Here is a 16,661-nt window from a genome sequence, read left to right as displayed (position 1 = left end):
AGGACGACGCCCCTTCGCAGCCCTCGACGGGCTCGGGAACCTGCTTACGCAGCCGACTTGGGCGCGTTGACGTCCGCCGGCAGAGCCTTGCGGGCCGTCTCGACCAGCGCGGCGAAGGTCGCCGGCTCGTTCACCGCGAGCTCGGCGAGCATGCGGCGGTCGACCTGGACGCCGGCGAGACCGAGGCCCTGGATGAAGCGGTTGTACGTGATGCCGTTCTGGCGGGCAGCGGCGTTGATGCGCTGGATCCACAGACGACGGAAGTCGCCCTTGCGCTTGCGGCGGTCGCGGTACGCGTAGACGAGGGAGTGGGTGACCTGCTCCTTCGCCTTGCGGTACAGACGCGAGCGCTGGCCACGGTAACCCGAGGCGCGCTCGAGGATGACGCGGCGCTTCTTCTGAGCGTTGACGGCGCGCTTGACTCTAGCCATTTTCGTGTGTTCCTATCGTGCGTTCGGCGCGTCAGCGACCGAGGAGCTTCTTGGCGACCTTGGTGTCTGCCTTCGACAGCACCTGGTCCTCGTTGAGACGGCGGGTGCGACGGCTCGACTTCAGCTCGAGGTTGTGGCGCATCCCGGCCTGCTGCTTCTTCAGCTTGCCGCTGCCGGTGATCTTGAAGCGCTTCTTGGCACCCGAGTGGGTCTTCTGCTTCGGCATCTTCTCTTCCTTCGTATGGCGCCCAGCTGGGCGACAGGGTTCTGCCCGCATGCTGCGGGAGGTCTGTGTGGGCTTCGGGATCCGGGGATCACTCAGCCGGTTCGGCCGGCGCGCTGGGCGCCTTCGCGTCGCGTGCGGCCTGCTTGTTCGCCGCACGGACCGCGTTCTGCTCGGCCTTCGCCTCGGACTTGTTCTTCAGCGGGGCGATCACCATGACCATGTTGCGTCCGTCGATGGTGGGGTTCGACTCCACCGTGCCGAACTCGGCGACGTCCTCGGCGAACTTGCGGAGGAGCCGCACGCCCTGCTCGGGACGGGACTGCTCGCGGCCGCGGAACAGGATCATGGCCTTCACCTTGTCGCCGGACTTGAGGAAGCCCTCGGCGCGCTTGAGCTTGGTCGTGTAGTCGTGCGCCTCGATCTTCAGACGGAAGCGCACCTCCTTCAGGACGGTGTTCGCCTGGTTGCGGCGAGCTTCCTTCGCCTTCTGCGCGGCCTCGTACTTGAACTTGCCGTAGTCCATGATCTTGACCACGGGAGGCTTCGAGTTCGGGGCGACCTCGACGAGATCGAGGTCGGCTTCCTGCGCAAGACGCAGCGCCGCCTCGATGCGGACGACGCCGATCTGCTCACCCGCGGGACCGACGAGGCGGACCTCGGGGACGCGGATGCGCTCATTGGTGCGGGGATCGCTGATGCGGACTCCTTAGACGATGGTTTCGGCCACCGTGATCCGGACGGATCACGGGCGAAATCGGAATCGTCCCACCCGCCGACACTCAGACGTCGGCGGCACCCTGACCGTCGCACGGCTCGCGCTGCATGACGGCTACCGATGTGAATCGGCGGAGTGCTGGACCCGGTAGCCTTGAGCGGCAAGCGCGGGTGGGAAGTGAATCCTCTTTCGTGCCGGGACATAAGCCCCGGAGCCCGCAAGAGTCTATCAGAAGGCAAGACCTTCGGAAAGCCGGCACAGTGAGCACTCCCGCACCCGACGGCCACGAGCACGTCTCCCCCACCTCCGCGACCTCCCCCGACGTCTCCGGCGCCGCCCGCGACATCGCCGACGTCGCGGCCGTCGAGGTCATCACGACCGCGGCGGTGCACCTGCTCAGCGCGGCCGCCGTCAAGGTGGGCCTCGCCGACGACCCGGAGACGCAGAAGGACCTCGACGAGGCGCGCAAGCTCATCAACGCCCTCGCAGGCCTGATCACCGCCGCCGCCCCCGAGATCAGCGACATGCACGCGCGCTCCCTGCGCGACGGCCTGCGCTCGGTGCAGTTGGCGTTCCGCGAGGCGTCCGTCATCCCCGACCCGATCGGCCAGGGCCCGGGCGAGAAGTGGACCGGTCCGGTCAGCTGACCCCGAGCCGACGTCGTCAGGCGCTGGCGCGCAGGCGCACCGTGAGCGAGTCGACCAGCACGGCGATGCGGTCGTCGCCCGCCCAGCGCTGGGCCAGTCGCCCCAGCACGGCGTCGAGCGTCTCGCGGTCCATGCCCTGCACGAGTTCGAGGGTGACGACCAGCTCGGGGCCGCGCAGACGCGCGTCCGGATCACCCGCAGAGACCTCCACGTCGATGACGGCGAGCTCGCTGCCGACGCTCTCCTGAAGGCCGGCGTAGACCTCGGGCGAGAGGAAGCTGGGCTCCCAGCGCTGGCCCTGCGCGACGGCCCAGACCGCGGGACGGCGCAGCACGAACTCGGTGTCGGATCCGGGATCCAGCACGATCAGCTCGGCGTCTCCTGCAGAGGCCGACAGGGCGACCCGCGCCGCCTCGACGGGGATGGGACGGGCGACGGGATCCCAGGCCCGCATGGTGTCCACGCTCGTGAACGCCGGCTGCACGGTGCGCCCGTCGGGCGCGGCGACCGTCACCAGCGAGAGCTCCTGGGTCTTGTCCACGGCAAGCCCGGACGGGGCGACGCCCTCCTCGCCCTTCTCGGCGACGAGCGGCACGAGCACGCGGGCGGCGCGGAACGCGTCGACCACCTCGACCTGCGAGCCCTGACCTGCGCGGAAGCGCGTCAGCGCATCCCAGAGCGCCGGGTCTGCGGATCCGTCGTCCCCGGCACGGGTGTTCTCCTGGAACGAGCGCCCGGCCCAGGGGACGCCGGCGGAGTCCGCGGTGTTCGCGGCTCCGCCGTGATCGCAGGCCTCGGGCGAGTGGTCAGGATCCGGCGACATCCAGCGCCTCGGCCAGGGTGAACGCGCCCGCGTACAGCGCCTTGCCGACGATCGCACCCTCGACGCCCAGCGGCACGAGCTCGCGGAGAGCCGCGATGTCGTCGAGGCTGGCGATGCCGCCCGACGCGACCACGGGCTTCGGCGTGCGCGCCGTGATCCCGCGGAGCAGGTCGAGGTTCGGTCCCTTGAGGGTGCCGTCCTTGGTGACGTCGGTGACCACGTAGCGGCTGCAGCCGGCGTCCTCGAGGCGGTCCAGCACCGTCCAGAGGTCGCCGCCGTCCTTGGTCCAGCCGCGGGCGGCGAGCGTCGTGCCGCGCACGTCGAGCCCCACCGCCACGGCGTCGCCGTAGCGGGCGATGACGTCGGCGGCCCACTCGGGGTTCTCCAGCGCCGCGGTGCCGAGGTTGATCCGGGCCGCGCCCGACTCCATCGCCGCCTCGAGGCTCGCGTCGTCCCGGATCCCGCCGCTCAGCTCGACGTTGACGCTGCGGAACTGCTTGATGACGCGCCGCAGGATGGGCGCGTTGCTGCCGCGTCCGAAGGCGGCGTCGAGGTCGACCAGGTGGATCCACTCGGCGCCCTGGTCCACCCACTCGGCGGCGGCGTCGATCGGGTCGCCGTAGCTGGTCTCGCTGCCGGCCTCGCCCTGGGTCAGGCGCACGGCCTGTCCGCCGGCCACGTCGACGGCCGGGAGCAGGGTGAGGGAGGGGGACTGCGCGAACTCGTTCATGTCGTCCTTCGGGTCACGATGCGCCGGCCCGCTGCGGGCGCGGCACGAGAGAAGAGAGTAGTCCGGGCGTCGGCGGGGCACCAATCCCCCGCCGACGCTCGGCACGGGCGTTTCAGAGCGTGGAGATCCAGTTGCGCAGCAGCTGGATGCCGGCGTCCCCGGACTTCTCCGGGTGGAACTGGGTGGCCGAGAGCGGGCCGTTCTCGACCGCCGCGAGGAAGCGGGAGCCGTGCTCGGCCCAGGTCAGCTTCGGCTGCGGGAACGGAGGGATGACGTCGAGCTCCCATGACTGCGCCGCGAACGAGTGCACGAAGTAGAACCGCTCCCGCTCGATGCCGCGGAACAGCACGCTGCCCTCGTCGGGCTCGACGGTGTTCCATCCCATGTGCGGCAGCACGGGGGCGTCCAGCTCGGTGACGATGCCCGGCCACTCGCCGAGTCCGTCGACCTCGGCACCGCGCTCCACCCCGCCCGCGAACAGCACCTGCATGCCGACGCAGATGCCCAGCACAGGACGACCGCCGGCGAGGCGGCGCTCGATGATCTCGTCGCCGCCGTGCGCGGCGAGGGCCTCGCGGACGGCGGCGAACGCCCCCACGCCGGGCACGACGAGACCGTCCGCCTCGAGCGCGGCGGTGCGGTCGCCGGTGAGCTCCGCATCGGCGCCCGCACGGATCAGCGCCTTCACGGCCGAGTGCACGTTGCCGGAGCCGTAGTCGAAGACGGCGACGGTGGGGCGGCGCCCCTCGGCGGGCGCGGTCACAGCGCCCCCTTGGTCGACGGCACCCCGACCACCAGCGGGTCGAGCGCCTTCGCCTGGCGGAACGCGCGCGCGAACGCCTTGAACTCGGCCTCGGCGATGTGGTGCGGGTCGCGGCCACTGATCACGCGCACGTGCACCGTGAGCGCGGCGTTGTAGGCGATCGCCTCGAACACGTGCCGCACCAGGGATCCGGTGAAGTGGCCGCCGATGAGGTGATGCTCGTAGCCGGCCGGCTCCCCCTCGTGCACGAGGTACGGGCGCCCGGAGATGTCGACGACGGCCTGCACGAGAGCCTCGTCCAGCGGAACCAGGGCGTCGCCGTACCGGGAGATGCCGCTCTTGTCGCCGAGGGCCTCGCGGATCGCCTGACCCAGCACGATCGCGACGTCCTCCACGGTGTGGTGGGCGTCGATGTGGGTGTCGCCGGAGGCGCGCACGGTGAGGTCCGTCAGCGAGTGCTTCGCGAACGCCGTGAGGAGGTGGTCGAAGAACGGCACCGAGGTGTCGATGTGGCTCTGACCGGTCCCGTCGAGGTTCAGCTCGAGCTCGATCGTCGACTCGGACGTCGAGCGGGTGCGGCGGGAGGTGCGAGCGGTCATGAGGGCGATCCTATCGAGGCGAGCGCGTCCAGGAATGCAGTGGTCTCCGCCTCTGTGCCGGCCGTGACGCGGAGGTGGTTCGGAATGCCGACGTCGCGGATCAGCACGCCCTTGTCGTAGAGGGCGCGCCAGGTGGCTGCCGGGTCGGCGACCCCGCCGAACAGCACGAAGTTCGACCAGGAGCGGTGCGGCGTGTAGCCGAGCGCCTCGAGCGTCGCGGTGATGCGGTCCCGCTGCGCCACGATCTCGTCGACCATCGCCAGCATCATCGGCGCGTTGCGCAGCGCCGCGAGGGCCGCAGCCTGCGTGAGCGCGCTGAGGTGGTACGGCAGGCGCACCAGGCGGAGCGCGTCGATGAACGCGGGATCCGCCGCGAGATAGCCGACCCGCGCGCCGGCGAAGGCGAACGCCTTGCTCATCGTGCGCGACACGGCGAGCCGCGGACGTCCATCGAGCAGCGTGAGCGCCGACGGGGAGTCCTTCGGAGCGAACTCCTGGTACGCCTCGTCGACGATGACGATCCCCCTCGCGGCGTCGTACACCGCTTCGATCACCTCGAGCGGGAGCGGCGTGCCGGTGGGGTTGTTCGGCGCGCACAGCAGGATCACGTCGGGGTCGTGCTGCCGCACCTGGGCGACCGCCTCCTCGACGGTGATCTCGTAATCCGGGTGCCGGGTGCCCGCGATCCAGGTCGCGCCCGTCCCCTGCGCGAGCAGCGGATACATCGAGTACGTCGGGGCGAACCCGAAGACGGTGCGCCCCGGCCCGGCGAACGCCTGCAGGATGTGCTGCAGAACCTCGTTGGAGCCGTTGCCCGCCCAGATGTTCGCCGCCTGCAGGTCGTGGCCGAGATACTCGGCGAACGCCGTGCGGAGCTCCGTGAACTCCCGGTCCGGGTAGCGGTTCACATCGCGCAGCGCGACGGCGACCTCGTCGAGGATGTCGCTCGCCACCTGCTCGGGCACCGGATGGGTGTTCTCGTTCACGTTGAGCGCGACCGGCAGCGGCGCCTGCGGGGCACCGTACGGGCGCAGCCCGCGGAGATCGTCGCGAAGGGGTAAGTCATCGAGCGAGACAGTCACCCTGCCATGCTAGGCGGCGCGGCTGTGAGGCCCGGCACAGTTGTCGGCGGTTGCTGAGCTCCGTCGAAGCACGGTTGCTGAGCTCCGTCGAAGCACGGTTGCTGAGCTCCGTCGAAGCACGGTTGCTGAGCTCCGTCGAAGCACGGTTGCTGAGCTCCGTCGAAGCACGGTTGCTGAGCTCCGTCGAAGCACCGATCAGCGTCCGGTTGCGCCATACTGCGCCGGGATCGCGAGGTGCTGGCCGACCTCGATCACGCCGCCGTCGATCAGGTTGAGCTTCGAGATCTCGGCGACGACGTCGCGCGGATCCGCGTCCGGCGCGACCTCACCCGCGATCGACCACAGCGTGTCGCCGGGCTGCACCGTGACGGTCGCGAAGGACGCGCCGGCGGTGTGCTGCCCCGATGCGAGAGCCGAGCCGCCGCTGAGGACCGCGAAGGCGATGGCGGCGGCCACCGGCAGCGCGACCAGCGCCGCCAGCACGCGCCGTCCGCGCGCGGTGATCCGCAGTCGCGTGGCGGGGACCGGACCGGCGAAGGTGATGCTGCTCATGGTGCTTCTCCTCTGTGTGGTGCGGGTCCGCCTCTCCCCGGATCCCCGGCCCTCTGTGTGAGGATCCGAGGCTCCGGGCCTCTGGAGAGGCGAACCTACGTTCCGAAACTACTTTCGAGTTCGAACATCTGTCAAGCATTCTTCGAAATTGGCTTCGCCGACTTCGCCGACACGCTCGAACAGATCTACCGATTCCGCCCCGATCTCGGATACGGTTTCGATACCGAGACCCCATCACGGACCACCGACATTCGAACCGCCGCCCGCGGAACGGGCGGGATCGAACGGATCCGAGACGGCACGACGCACACGAAGGAGATGGCATGAGCGACGGCGCGACCCCCGGCTCCGAGGCCCCGCGGACGCGGCGCCGCAAGAGCCTCAGTGCGAAGCAGATGGCGATCCTCGAGGTCATCCAGACCTCGATCGCCCGGCACGGCTATCCGCCGAGCATGCGCGAGATCGGCGACGCCGTCGGCCTGAAGTCCCTGAGCAGCGTGACCCACCAGCTCGGCCAGCTCGAGCTGAGCGGCTACCTGCGCCGCGACCCGGGCAAGACCCGCGCCATGGAGGTGCTGATCGACCTGCCCGGCATGTCCGCGGAGAACCCGGCCGATGCCGCACCCGCCGTCGGCGACGCGGCGCTGGTGCCGCTGGTCGGTCGCATCGCCGCGGGAGTGCCGATCACGGCCGAGCAGCAGGTCGAGGAGATCTTCCCGCTGCCCCGCCAGCTGGTGGGCAAGGGCGACCTGTTCATGCTCAAGGTCTCCGGCGAGTCGATGATCGACGCAGCCATCTGCGACGGCGACTGGGTCGTCGTCCGCTCGCAGGGCACGGCCGAGAACGGCGAGATCGTCGCGGCGATGCTCGACGGCGAGGCGACCGTGAAGACGTTCCGCCGTCGCGACGGCCACGTCTGGCTGCTCCCCCGCAACAGCGCGTTCGAGCCCATCCTCGGCGACGACGCCACGGTGCTCGGCAAGGTCGTCGCGGTCCTGCGCGCCGTCTGAGCGCGCCTACGCGGGCCCGGGACGCGACACGGTGAGGACGACCCCGTCGGCGATCGCGTAGGGGCTCGCCGTGATCAGCGCGCCGAGGGATCGCTTCATCCGCGAGATCTCGGCCCGCACCGTGACCTGGTGCCCCGCGTCGCCGTACACGATCCGGCTGAGCCGTTCCGCCGACACCCCGGCCCGACCGTGCTCGGCGATCGCCGCCAGCACGGCAGCCGGGCGCGCGCCGAGGGCGGTCCGCCAGGACGACTGCGCCGACCACACCTCCAGTACGGGCTGCGGCGCCGTGAGGTCCAGGGTCGCACGGACGGTCCCTGAGGCGCCGCGCGGCCGCACGATCCACCCTCCGTTCACCGGCTCCGGCACGCACAGGCCGAGACCCGGCAGAGCGATCGCGCGGTCGGCCCGCGGCGCGTCGATCCGAGACCCGACGCTCACCCCGCGCTGCACGGCGACCCAGCCGTGGTCGTCGACGACGAGCACGGGCTCGTTCGCCGCGGCCAGCAGCGGCTGCACCGCGGTGCGCAGCCGCTCCAGGTGCTCGCCGTGCCGGCGCCACAGGCGTGCCTCCGCCAGGGACGCCGAAGCGCTCACGAGGGCCCGGATCGCGGGATGCAGGGTCAGCGCAGGGCCGCTCACGTCGACGACGCCGAGCAGGCGGCCGTCGATCGGGTCGTGGATCGGCGCCGCCGAGCAGTACCACGGCACCTGCGCGTTCTCGAAGTGCTCGGCCGAGAACAGCTGCACGGGAGCCGCCTCGGCCAGCGCCGTGCCGATGGCGTTCGTCCCCACGGCGTCCTCGGTCCACACCGCGCCCTCGGTGAAGCCCAGCGCGTCCGCCTGGTGCTTCACCCGGGCCGAGCCGCTGCGCCAGAGCACGACGCCATCGGCGTCCGTGACGACCACGAGGTACGAGGAGGCATCCGCGGCCGCCAGCAGCGGGGCGCGGAGATCGTCCAGCACGAGCGCGAGCCGAGAGTCCCGCCGGCGCGCCTCGACCTCGGCCGGACCGAGCGGGTCGCGCCGCCCCCGCCCTTCCGGGTCGACGCCGAACTCGAGCGCACGCCGCCATGAGCGCGCCACCAGCTCCCGCGGGCGCTCCGGCGGGGCCGCACCCGACAGCACCGCGTCGTGCACGCGCACGAGACTGCGCGCCAGGTCGGCCAGGTCGGGCGTCATCGCCATGACCGGGAGCGTAGCGCGCCGAACGCTGCGTCCGATTGCAACATCGTGCAACGCTTCACCACCGGGTTCCAGCGGGCGTGTGCTGTCACCATGACTCAGCTCGATGAACGGCCCGCAGTGTCGCCGGCCGCCCCTGCCCTCACGGATCTGGATCCCGCCGCCGCCTGGTTCGCCGCGTTCGAGGAGGCGCTCGCCGCGCGTGACATCGCCGCGGCCGCCGACCTCTTCGCGACGACCAGCTTCTGGCGGGATCTGGTGTCCTTCACCTGGAACATCACGACCACCGAGAACCGCGACGGCGTCACAGAACTCCTCACGGCGACGCTGGATCGCACGGACCCCCATGACTTCCGCCTGACGGAGCCCGCGGAGACGGCGGACGGCGTCACCACCGCGTGGTTCGAGTTCTCCACCGCGGTCGGACGGGGCCGCGGCCTGGTGCGCCTCATCGACGAAGACGGTCCCAAGGCGTGGACGCTGCTCACCACTCTCTTCGAGCTGACCGGGCACGAGGAGCCGCTGCGCGAGCGCCGCCCGATGGGGGCCGAGCACGGCGCCCGGCGGGATCGCGTCACCTGGCTGGAACGGCGCCAGGCGGAGGAGGCGTCCCTCGGCGTCGACACCCAGCCCTACGTGCTCGTGATCGGCGGCGGGCAGGGCGGCATCGCGCTCGGCGCCCGGCTGCGTCAGCTCGGCGTCCCGGCGCTCGTCGTGGACAAGCACCCGCGCCCGGGCGATCAGTGGCGGGGCCGGTACAAGTCGCTGTGCCTGCACGACCCGGTCTGGTACGACCACCTCCCCTACATCAAGTTCCCCGAGAACTGGCCCGTCTTCGCTCCGAAGGACAAGGTGGGCGACTGGCTGGAGGCGTACGTGAAGACGATGGAGGTGCCGTACTGGTCGAAGACCGTCGCGACCCGCGCGGCCTTCGATGACGCGTCGGACACCTGGACCGTGGAGGTGGAGCGCGACGGGCAGTCGCTCACGCTGCACCCTACCCAGCTCGTGCTCGCCACCGGCATGTCCGGCAAGCCGAACATCCCCCGGTTCGAGGGACAGGACGTGTTCCGCGGCGAGCAGCAGCACTCCTCGCAGCATCCCGGACCCGACGCGTACGCGGGCAAGCGCTGCGTGATCATCGGCAGCAACAACTCCGCGTTCGACATCTGCGGCGCCCTGTGGGAGCACGGCGCCGACGTCACCATGGTGCAGCGCTCCTCCACGCACATCGTGAAGAGCGACACGCTCATGGACATCGGCCTCGGCGACCTGTACTCGGAGCGTGCACTCGCCGCGGGGGTCACGACCGAGAAGGCCGACCTCATCTTCGCCTCGCTCCCCTACCGCATCATGCACGAGTTCCAGATCCCGCTCTACGAGCGCATGAAGGAGCGCGACCGCGACTTCTACGACCGGCTCGAGGCGGCGGGCTTCGACCTTGACTGGGGAGACGACGGATCCGGTCTGTTCATGAAGTACCTGCGCCGCGGCTCCGGCTACTACATCGACGTGGGCGCGGCCGAGCTCGTCGCGGACGGCGAGGTCAAACTCGCCAAAGGCGACGTCGACCACCTCACCGAGGACGCGGTGGTCCTGAAGGACGGCACGGTGCTGCCCGCCGACCTGGTCGTGTACGCGACCGGCTACGGATCCATGAACGGCTGGGCGGCGGATCTGATCAGCCAGGAGGTGGCCGATCGCGTCGGCAAGTGCTGGGGCCTCGGATCCGACACGACAAAGGATCCCGGCCCGTGGGAGGGAGAGCAGCGCAACATGTGGAAGCCGACGCAGCAGCCCAACCTGTGGTTCCACGGCGGAAACCTGCACCAGTCTCGGCATTACTCGCTGTATCTGGCGCTGCAGCTCAAGGCGCGCCAGGTGGGCCTGGACACGCCCGTGCACGCCCTGCAGGAGGTGCACCACCGCGGGTGACGCCCGTACGAACGAGAGACGCCCTCCCGGATGCGGGAGGGCGTCTCTCGTGCCCTTCGACGGGCTCAGGGACCGGTCAGACCGCGACCGACACGTCCTCGCGGACGCGGCGGGTGGCCTCGACGATGTTGCGCAGCGAGGCGTTCGTCTCCTCGTAGCCGCGGGTCTTCAGACCGCAGTCGGGGTTGACCCAGAGCTGGCGCGTGGGGATCTCCTCGACGGCGCGGCGCAGGAGCGCCTCGACCTCGGCGACATCGGGCACGCGCGGCGAGTGGATGTCGTAGACGCCAGGGCCGATCCCGTGGTCGAACCCGGCCGCGGCGATGTCGGCGACGACCTCCATGCGGCTGCGCGCGGCCTCGATCGAGGTCACGTCGGCGTCCAGCGCACGGATCGCATCGATGACCACGCCGAACTCCGAGTAGCAGAGGTGGGTGTGCACCTGGGTGGCGGTCTCGGCCCCGGCCGTGGACAGGCGGAACGAGGCCACGGACCAGTCCAGGTACGCCGGCTGGTCGGCCTTCTTCAGCGGGAGCAGCTCGCGCAGCGCGGGCTCGTCCACCTGGATGACGCCGATGCCCGCGGCCTCGAGATCAGCGATCTCGTCGCGCAGCGCCAGCGCCACCTGGTTCGCGGTCTCCGCCAGCGGCTGGTCGTCGCGCACGAACGACCAGGCGAGGATCGTGACCGGGCCGGTCAGCATGCCCTTCATCGGCTTCGCGGTGAGCGACTGCGCATACTGCGACCAGGCGACCGTGATCGGCGCCGGACGGGAGACGTCGCCCCAGAGGATGGACGGACGCGTGGCGCGGGATCCGTAGGACTGCACCCAGCCGTTCTCCGTGACGTCGAAGCCGTCGAGGTTCTCGGCGAAGTACTGCACCATGTCGTTGCGCTCGGGCTCGCCGTGCACCAGGACGTCGAGGCCCAGCTCCTCCTGGAGCGCGACGACGCGGCCGATCTCGTCGCGGAGGAAGCCGTCGTACTCGTCCGCCGTGATCTCGCCCTTCGTGAACTGCGCGCGGGCGCGGCGGATCTCGCCGGTCTGAGGGAAGGATCCGATCGTCGTGAGCGGCAGCGCCGGCAGGTCCAGCGCGATGGACTGGGCCGCCACGCGGGCGTCGTAGTCGCCGCGCTGGAAGTCGGCCTCGGTGAGCGCCGCGGTGCGCGCGCGCACGGCGTCGACGCGCACGCCGGGTGCGCTGAGGCGGTCGGCGAGCGCAGCGGAGGCCGCGTCGAGCTCGGCGGCGATGGCGGCGCGCCCCTCGGCGAGTCCGCGGGCCAGGGTGGTGACCTGGGCGACCTTCTGGTCGGCGAACGCGAGCCAGCTCACCAGGCGTGCGTCGAGCTTCGACTCGTCCTCGACGTCGTGCGGCACGTGCTGCAGCGAGGTCGAGGTCGCGGCGGACACGCCGGCGGCGCCCAGGCCACGCAGCGCCTCGAGCGTGTCGAAGGCTGCGGACAGGTCGCCGCGCCAGATGTTGTGGCCGTCGATCACGCCGCCCACGAGCACCTTGTCCGCGAGTCCGGGCACCGCGGCGGGCACCGCGCCGCGGACGAGGTCGAGGCCGATCGCCTCGATCGGAGCGGCGGCGAGCACGGCGAGGTTGGCGTCGAGAGCCGCGTAGGGAGCGGCGACGAAGATCGCGGGACGCTCGGTCAGACCGCCGAGGACGGCGTAGGCGCGCGTCGCGGCATCGCCGAGCTCGGCCACCGACGCCGGCAGGGACTCGCTCACGAGCGCGGGCTCGTCCAGCTGCACCCACTCGGCGCCCGCGGCCTTCAGCGCGCCGAGCAGCTCCGTGTACACCGGGAGGAGGTCGTCCAGGCGGGACAGCGGGTCGAAGCCCTCCGGCGCCTCGTCGGCGGCCTTCGCGAGGGCGAGGAAGGTGACCGGACCGACGATCACGGGGCGGGTGCGGAAGCCGGCCTCAGCCGCCTCCTGCACCTGACGCACGATGCGGTCGCTGGACAGCGAGAAGACCGTGTCGGGACCGATCTCGGGAACGAGGTAGTGGTAGTTCGTGTCGAACCACTTGGTCATCTCGAGCGGAGCGCGCTCGCCCTCACCGCGCGCGATCGTGAAGTACGCGGGCAGGCCGATCGTGCCGTCCTCGGCGCGGAGGTCCTCGAACCGGGCCGGGATCGCACCCACCGTGACGGCTGCGTCGAGCACCTGGTCGTAGTAGGAGAACGACTCGGGGATGGCGGAGTCGTCGCGGCCCAGACCCTGGGCGGCGAGGCGCTCGCGCGTGGTCGCACGCAGCTCGGCGGCGGTGCGCTCCAGCTCCGCCTCGTCGATCCGGCCTGCCCAGAACGCCTCGACGGCCTTCTTCAGCTCGCGGCGGCGGCCGATGCGGGGGTAGCCCAGGACGGTGCCCTCGGGGAATGCGGTCATGACGGTCCTCTCTGACAGAAGGGGGAAGTTGCGGCTCAGCGCCGGACAGTGGGCATCGCGGAAGGCCGGTCGATGCGGGAGGAGGCGGACGGTGCGAGCACCCCTGCCTCGTCGAGTACGTCGAGCACGGTGCGGTGCTGGTTGAACGCGTACAGGTGCACGCCGGGTGCGCCGCCCTCGACGAGCTCGCGGACGAGCGCTGCGGCGTGCGCGACGCCGATCTCGGTGCGTCCCTCCGCCGTGGGCTCGACCTCGAGGGCGATGGACAGCTCGGCGGGCAGCTCCTCACCGCTGAGCTCCAGCACGCGGCGCAGTCGCGCGGGCGAGGTGATCGGCATGATGCCGGGCAGGATCGGGATCGTCACCCCGGCACGGCGCGCCCGCTCGACGAACGCGAAGTAGTCGTCGGGGTGGAAGAAGAGCTGGGTGATCGCGAGCGTCGCCCCGGCCGCTTGCTTGGCCAGCAGCGCGTCGATGTCCTGGTTGCGGTAGGTCGAGCGCGGATGCCCGTTCGGGTACGCGGCGACGGCGATGTTCACCTTGCGGCGCGGCGTCACCTGCACCGCTCCGGGGACGCCCGGGATGGGCCGCTCCTGATAGGGCGCCCGCTCGGCCTGCGCCCGGTCGATGAGCTGCACCAGCTGCGCCGAGCTCTCCAGATCCCCGAGGAACGGCTCGGTCTCCCCCAGCGGCGGATCGCCGCGCAGGGCGAGGAAGCTCAGGATCCCGGCGTCGAGGAACTCCCGGATCAGCCGGGACGCGCCCGCGTAGGTGCTGCCGACGCACGTGAGGTGCGCGAGCGGCTCGACCGCGGTGTGCTCGCGGATGTAGCGCAGCACCTCCAGCGACCGGCCGCCTACGGATCCGCCGGCTCCGTAGGTCACGGAGATGAACCGCGGCGACACGGACGCGAGCTGCTGGATCGTCTCGTGCAGCGCCTCGACGGGTGCGGGCGTGCGCGGCGGGTACAGCTCGAAGGAGATCGGCACGCGCGGCGCGACAGCCCCGTGCGGGGCGAACGGCGGCACGTCGAAGGACATCTCTCTCCTGCATCGGGGGCGGTCCCCCCACGCTAGGCGGCACCGGCAGGCGGCGCATGCTGTGTTTCACCATGTGTCGGCATGCGCTCTTCTAGGCTCGAAGCATGAGCGCTGCATACGGTTCCTGGCCCTCGCCGCTGTCCGCCGCCGACCTGGCCACCGCCGGCATCCGGATCGACGGCGCCCGCTATGCGGCGGACGGGATCCGGTGGAGCGAGTCGGTGCCGCACGAGCGCGGCCGCATGCGCGTGCTCCGGCTGGACCCGGACGACAGCGTGCAGGAGGTGCTGCCGGCGCCGTGGAGCGCACGCTCCCGGGTGCACGAGTACGGCGGCGGCGCGTGGACGGTCGCGGACGACGGCACGCTCTACTTCGTCGACGGCGAGGATCAGCGCGTCCGCCGGTGGGAACAGGGCGCCGACGCGCCCGTGCCGCTCACCGCTCCGGGGCCGCAGTACGGCGGGCTCCGCCTGCAGCAGGGGCGGCTGTTCGCCGTGCGGGAGGATCTGCGCCCGGATCCGCACGAGCGCGCCATCGTAGAGATCCCGGTCGACGGCACCGCCGCCGAGGACGACGGCGCGATCCGCAGGATCCTCTCCGGCAGCGGGTTCTTCGCGCACCCTGCGCTCTCGCCGGACGGATCGCGCCTCGCATTCGTGGAATGGACCGCGAACCGCATGCCGTGGGACGACGCGACGGGCGTCATCGCCGACCTCGACGGGGGGCATCGCCTCATCCCGTCCCGGGCCGCGCTGCAGCCGGAGTGGCTCTCCGACGAGGAGCTGCTGTTCGCGGACGACGCGACCGGCCGCTGGAACCTGCACCGCGCGCGCCTCGATCATCGTCCCGCGCCCTCGAACCAGATCCGTCCGGCGATCCGCGACGAGTTCGCGCCGGCCGACGCCGACACCGGCGGCGGGCTGTGGGTGCTCGGCCAGCGCTGGTTCCGGATCCTCGACGACGGCCGGATCCTCGCCGTCCGCACGAACGGCTCGGATTCCCTCGCGCTGCTGGATCGCGACGGCACGGTCATCCGCGAGCTCGAGGTGCCCTTCGACGCGGATCTCAGTCTGGAGGACTCCCGGGGATCCCGGGTCCTGATCACGGGTCAGGGACGACGCGTCACCCCCGGCCTCTGGGAGCTGGACATCGACGCGGGCACCGCGCGGGCGATCCGCGGAGGGGACCCCGTGGATCCGGCCTGGGTGCCGGGCGCGCGCCCGGTGACGTTCGACGGCCCGCATGGCCCCGTGCACGCGTTCGACCACGCGCCGGCGAACCCCGACGTCACCCCCGACGCGGGCGCTCTGCCGCCGTACATCGTGCAGGTGCACGGCGGTCCTACCGCGCACGCGGCGGGCGCGCAGGCGGGCTGGATCACCTACTTCACCAGCCGCGGCATCGGCGTGCTCGAGGTGAATTACGGCGGATCCACCGGCTACGGCCGCGCCTACCGCAAGCGCCTGGACGGCGAGTGGGGCGTCGTCGACGTGGACGACGTCCTGGCCGCGGCGCAGGGCCTCGCCGACGCCGGCATCGCCGACCCCCGCCGCATCGCGATCCGCGGCGGCTCGGCCGGCGGCTGGACCGTGCTGTCCGCGCTCGTGCGCGGCGGGGTGTTCGCGGCGGGCATCGACCGGTACGGCGTCGCGGATCTGCGCCTGCTCGCTGCCGAGACCCACGACTTCGAGCGCCACTACCTCGACGGTCTCGTGGGGCCGCTGCCCGAGGCCGAGCAGACCTACATCGACCGCTCGCCGCTCACCCACGCCGATCGCATCGACGTCCCCGTGCTCATCCTGCAGGGCGCCGACGACGCCGTCGTCCCGCCGTCGCAGTCCGAGGCCATCCGTGACGCGCTCGCCGCACGAGGCGTGCGGCACGACTACCTGCTGTTCCCCGGGGAGGGCCACGGGTTCCGGCAGGCGGAGACGATCATCGCGGCCGCGGAGGCGGAGCTGCGCTTCCTGGGCGAGGTGTTCGGGTTCGAGCCGACGCCCTAGTCACCCGCCGGAGAGTCACTCCCCGAGGCGGTTGCGGGTGCGCATGGCGCGCTCCGCCTCGCGGGAGTCCTGGCGCTCGCGCAGGGCCTGCCGCTTGTCGTACTCGCGCTTGCCCTTGGCCAGGGCGATCTCGACCTTGGCGCGGCCGTCGGAGAAGTACAGCTTGAGCGGGATCAGCGTGTAGCCGCCGGCGGAGACGGCGTGCGAGAGCTTCGCGATCTCCTCCTTGTGCAGCAGGAGCTTGCGGATCCGCTTGGCCGAGTGGTTCGTCCAGTGCCCCTGGGAGTACTCCGGGATATGCACGGCGTCGAGGAACGCCTCGCCGCCCTTGATGTACGCGTATCCGTCGGTCAGGTTCGCGCGCCCCTGGCGCAGCGACTTCACCTCCGTGCCCGTGAGCACGAGTCCCGCCTCGTACGACTTCTCGAGGTTGTAGTCGTGACGTGCGCGACGATTGGTCGCGACGACCTTCTCCCCGCGTTCCCTGGGCATGGCGATCTCCTGATTCTGCGCCGTGCGGGC

17 protein-coding genes are annotated in these 16,661 nt (G+C 71.4%); 4 read left to right on the top strand and 13 right to left on the bottom strand.

Annotation, left to right across the window (positions count from 1 at the left end; translation table 11 throughout):
- Positions 1 to 44: 44 nt before the first annotated feature.
- The 3 genes from rplT to infC form a co-directional block, all read right to left on the bottom strand.
- Positions 45 to 431 carry a 50S ribosomal protein L20 gene (rplT, locus tag AERO9AM_RS07450; protein WP_045249837.1) on the bottom strand — a complete coding sequence of 129 codons (387 nt, stop codon included), beginning with the start codon at positions 429 to 431 and terminating at the stop codon, positions 45 to 47.
- 31 nt (positions 432 to 462) lie between these two features.
- Positions 463 to 657 carry a 50S ribosomal protein L35 gene (rpmI, locus tag AERO9AM_RS07445; protein WP_159575568.1) on the bottom strand — a complete coding sequence of 65 codons (195 nt, stop codon included), beginning with the start codon at positions 655 to 657 and terminating at the stop codon, positions 463 to 465.
- Between the two features lie 88 nt (positions 658 to 745).
- Positions 746 to 1,327: a translation initiation factor IF-3 gene (gene infC, locus AERO9AM_RS07440; RefSeq protein WP_442923277.1), complete on the bottom strand. Its 582-nt coding sequence runs from the start codon at positions 1,325 to 1,327 to the stop codon at positions 746 to 748.
- A gap of 305 nt (positions 1,328 to 1,632) precedes the next feature.
- Between infC and AERO9AM_RS07435 the strand changes: the two genes are divergently transcribed.
- On the top strand, positions 1,633 to 2,019 hold the full coding sequence (locus AERO9AM_RS07435; protein WP_201298601.1) for a DUF1844 domain-containing protein: 387 nt from the start codon (positions 1,633 to 1,635) through the stop codon (positions 2,017 to 2,019).
- A 16-nt stretch (positions 2,020 to 2,035) separates the two neighbouring features.
- Here the strand turns inward: AERO9AM_RS07435 and AERO9AM_RS07430 are convergent, their stop codons facing one another.
- The 6 genes from AERO9AM_RS07430 to AERO9AM_RS07405 all read right to left on the bottom strand — a co-directional run bounded on the left by AERO9AM_RS07430 (position 2,036) and on the right by AERO9AM_RS07405 (position 6,568).
- Positions 2,036 to 2,842, bottom strand: a complete 807-nt coding sequence (locus AERO9AM_RS07430) for an SseB family protein (protein WP_159575567.1) — start codon at positions 2,840 to 2,842, stop codon at positions 2,036 to 2,038.
- Positions 2,826 to 3,572, bottom strand: coding sequence for a bifunctional 1-(5-phosphoribosyl)-5-((5-phosphoribosylamino)methylideneamino)imidazole-4-carboxamide isomerase/phosphoribosylanthranilate isomerase PriA (priA, locus tag AERO9AM_RS07425; RefSeq protein ID WP_159575566.1), 747 nt, complete (start codon positions 3,570 to 3,572; stop codon positions 2,826 to 2,828). The genes AERO9AM_RS07430 and priA overlap by 17 nt, the downstream gene beginning before the upstream one ends.
- A gap of 112 nt (positions 3,573 to 3,684) precedes the next feature.
- Entirely contained in the window at positions 3,685 to 4,335 is a 651-nt protein-coding gene (gene hisH, locus AERO9AM_RS07420) for an imidazole glycerol phosphate synthase subunit HisH (RefSeq protein WP_159575565.1), read from the bottom strand.
- Positions 4,332 to 4,934 carry an imidazoleglycerol-phosphate dehydratase HisB gene (gene hisB / locus AERO9AM_RS07415; protein ID WP_159575564.1) on the bottom strand — a complete coding sequence of 201 codons (603 nt, stop codon included), beginning with the start codon at positions 4,932 to 4,934 and terminating at the stop codon, positions 4,332 to 4,334. The genes hisH and hisB overlap by 4 nt, the downstream gene beginning before the upstream one ends.
- Positions 4,931 to 6,016, bottom strand: coding sequence for a histidinol-phosphate transaminase (locus tag AERO9AM_RS07410; protein ID WP_159575563.1), 1,086 nt, complete (start codon positions 6,014 to 6,016; stop codon positions 4,931 to 4,933). Before AERO9AM_RS07410 ends, hisB begins: the two co-directional genes overlap by 4 nt.
- A gap of 195 nt (positions 6,017 to 6,211) precedes the next feature.
- Positions 6,212 to 6,568, bottom strand: coding sequence for a LysM peptidoglycan-binding domain-containing protein (locus tag AERO9AM_RS07405; RefSeq protein ID WP_159575562.1), 357 nt, complete (start codon positions 6,566 to 6,568; stop codon positions 6,212 to 6,214).
- A gap of 323 nt (positions 6,569 to 6,891) precedes the next feature.
- Between AERO9AM_RS07405 and lexA the strand changes: the two genes are divergently transcribed.
- The gene (gene lexA, locus AERO9AM_RS07400; protein WP_159575561.1) at positions 6,892 to 7,578 is read left to right on the top strand and encodes a transcriptional repressor LexA; all 687 of its coding nucleotides are present in this window, start codon (positions 6,892 to 6,894) and stop codon (positions 7,576 to 7,578) included.
- A 6-nt stretch (positions 7,579 to 7,584) separates the two neighbouring features.
- Here the strand turns inward: lexA and AERO9AM_RS07395 are convergent, their stop codons facing one another.
- Positions 7,585 to 8,766, bottom strand: coding sequence for a GAF domain-containing protein (locus AERO9AM_RS07395; RefSeq protein ID WP_159575560.1), 1,182 nt, complete (start codon positions 8,764 to 8,766; stop codon positions 7,585 to 7,587).
- A 90-nt stretch (positions 8,767 to 8,856) separates the two neighbouring features.
- Here AERO9AM_RS07395 and AERO9AM_RS07390 point away from each other — a divergent pair, with 90 nt between their 5' ends.
- The gene (locus AERO9AM_RS07390; protein WP_159575559.1) at positions 8,857 to 10,698 is read left to right on the top strand and encodes a flavin-containing monooxygenase; all 1,842 of its coding nucleotides are present in this window, start codon (positions 8,857 to 8,859) and stop codon (positions 10,696 to 10,698) included.
- A gap of 76 nt (positions 10,699 to 10,774) precedes the next feature.
- On the opposite strand, the gene metE is transcribed toward AERO9AM_RS07390, so the two are convergent.
- Positions 10,775 to 13,096: a 5-methyltetrahydropteroyltriglutamate--homocysteine S-methyltransferase gene (gene metE, locus AERO9AM_RS07385; RefSeq protein ID WP_159575558.1), complete on the bottom strand. Its 2,322-nt coding sequence runs from the start codon at positions 13,094 to 13,096 to the stop codon at positions 10,775 to 10,777.
- Between the two features lie 35 nt (positions 13,097 to 13,131).
- Positions 13,132 to 14,136: a methylenetetrahydrofolate reductase gene (locus AERO9AM_RS07380; RefSeq protein WP_159575557.1), complete on the bottom strand. Its 1,005-nt coding sequence runs from the start codon at positions 14,134 to 14,136 to the stop codon at positions 13,132 to 13,134.
- A gap of 104 nt (positions 14,137 to 14,240) precedes the next feature.
- Here AERO9AM_RS07380 and AERO9AM_RS07375 point away from each other — a divergent pair, with 104 nt between their 5' ends.
- Positions 14,241 to 16,139, top strand: coding sequence for a S9 family peptidase (locus AERO9AM_RS07375; protein WP_159575556.1), 1,899 nt, complete (start codon positions 14,241 to 14,243; stop codon positions 16,137 to 16,139).
- Positions 16,140 to 16,154: 15 nt separating this feature from the next.
- Here the strand turns inward: AERO9AM_RS07375 and smpB are convergent, their stop codons facing one another.
- Positions 16,155 to 16,631 (bottom strand): SsrA-binding protein SmpB, encoded by a 477-nt coding sequence (smpB, locus tag AERO9AM_RS07370; RefSeq protein ID WP_159575555.1) that lies wholly within the window; start codon positions 16,629 to 16,631, stop codon positions 16,155 to 16,157.
- Positions 16,632 to 16,661 lie beyond the last annotated feature (30 nt).

The organism is Microbacterium sp. 8M (genome assembly GCF_902506375.1).
In the GTDB taxonomy this organism is placed as follows: domain Bacteria; phylum Actinomycetota; class Actinomycetes; order Actinomycetales; family Microbacteriaceae; genus Microbacterium.
This window is presented reverse-complemented; position numbering and strand designations above follow the sequence as displayed.

Excerpts from the sequence above, each read along its gene's own strand:
- rplT (WP_045249837.1), bottom strand. The coding sequence starts at position 431 with ATGGCTAGAGTCAAGCGCGCCGTCAACGCTCAGAAGAAGCGCCGCGTC.
- rpmI (WP_159575568.1), bottom strand. The coding sequence starts at position 657 with ATGCCGAAGCAGAAGACCCACTCGGGTGCCAAGAAGCGCTTCAAGATC.
- AERO9AM_RS07430 (WP_159575567.1), bottom strand. The coding sequence starts at position 2,842 with ATGTCGCCGGATCCTGACCACTCGCCCGAGGCCTGCGATCACGGCGGA.
- priA (WP_159575566.1), bottom strand. The coding sequence starts at position 3,572 with ATGAACGAGTTCGCGCAGTCCCCCTCCCTCACCCTGCTCCCGGCCGTC.
- hisB (WP_159575564.1), bottom strand. The coding sequence starts at position 4,934 with ATGACCGCTCGCACCTCCCGCCGCACCCGCTCGACGTCCGAGTCGACG.
- AERO9AM_RS07405 (WP_159575562.1), bottom strand. The coding sequence starts at position 6,568 with ATGAGCAGCATCACCTTCGCCGGTCCGGTCCCCGCCACGCGACTGCGG.
- lexA (WP_159575561.1), top strand. The coding sequence starts at position 6,892 with ATGAGCGACGGCGCGACCCCCGGCTCCGAGGCCCCGCGGACGCGGCGC.
- AERO9AM_RS07395 (WP_159575560.1), bottom strand. The coding sequence starts at position 8,766 with ATGGCGATGACGCCCGACCTGGCCGACCTGGCGCGCAGTCTCGTGCGC.
- AERO9AM_RS07390 (WP_159575559.1), top strand. The coding sequence starts at position 8,857 with ATGACTCAGCTCGATGAACGGCCCGCAGTGTCGCCGGCCGCCCCTGCC.
- metE (WP_159575558.1), bottom strand. The coding sequence starts at position 13,096 with ATGACCGCATTCCCCGAGGGCACCGTCCTGGGCTACCCCCGCATCGGC.
- AERO9AM_RS07380 (WP_159575557.1), bottom strand. The coding sequence starts at position 14,136 with ATGTCCTTCGACGTGCCGCCGTTCGCCCCGCACGGGGCTGTCGCGCCG.
- AERO9AM_RS07375 (WP_159575556.1), top strand. The coding sequence starts at position 14,241 with ATGAGCGCTGCATACGGTTCCTGGCCCTCGCCGCTGTCCGCCGCCGAC.
- smpB (WP_159575555.1), bottom strand. The coding sequence starts at position 16,631 with ATGCCCAGGGAACGCGGGGAGAAGGTCGTCGCGACCAATCGTCGCGCA.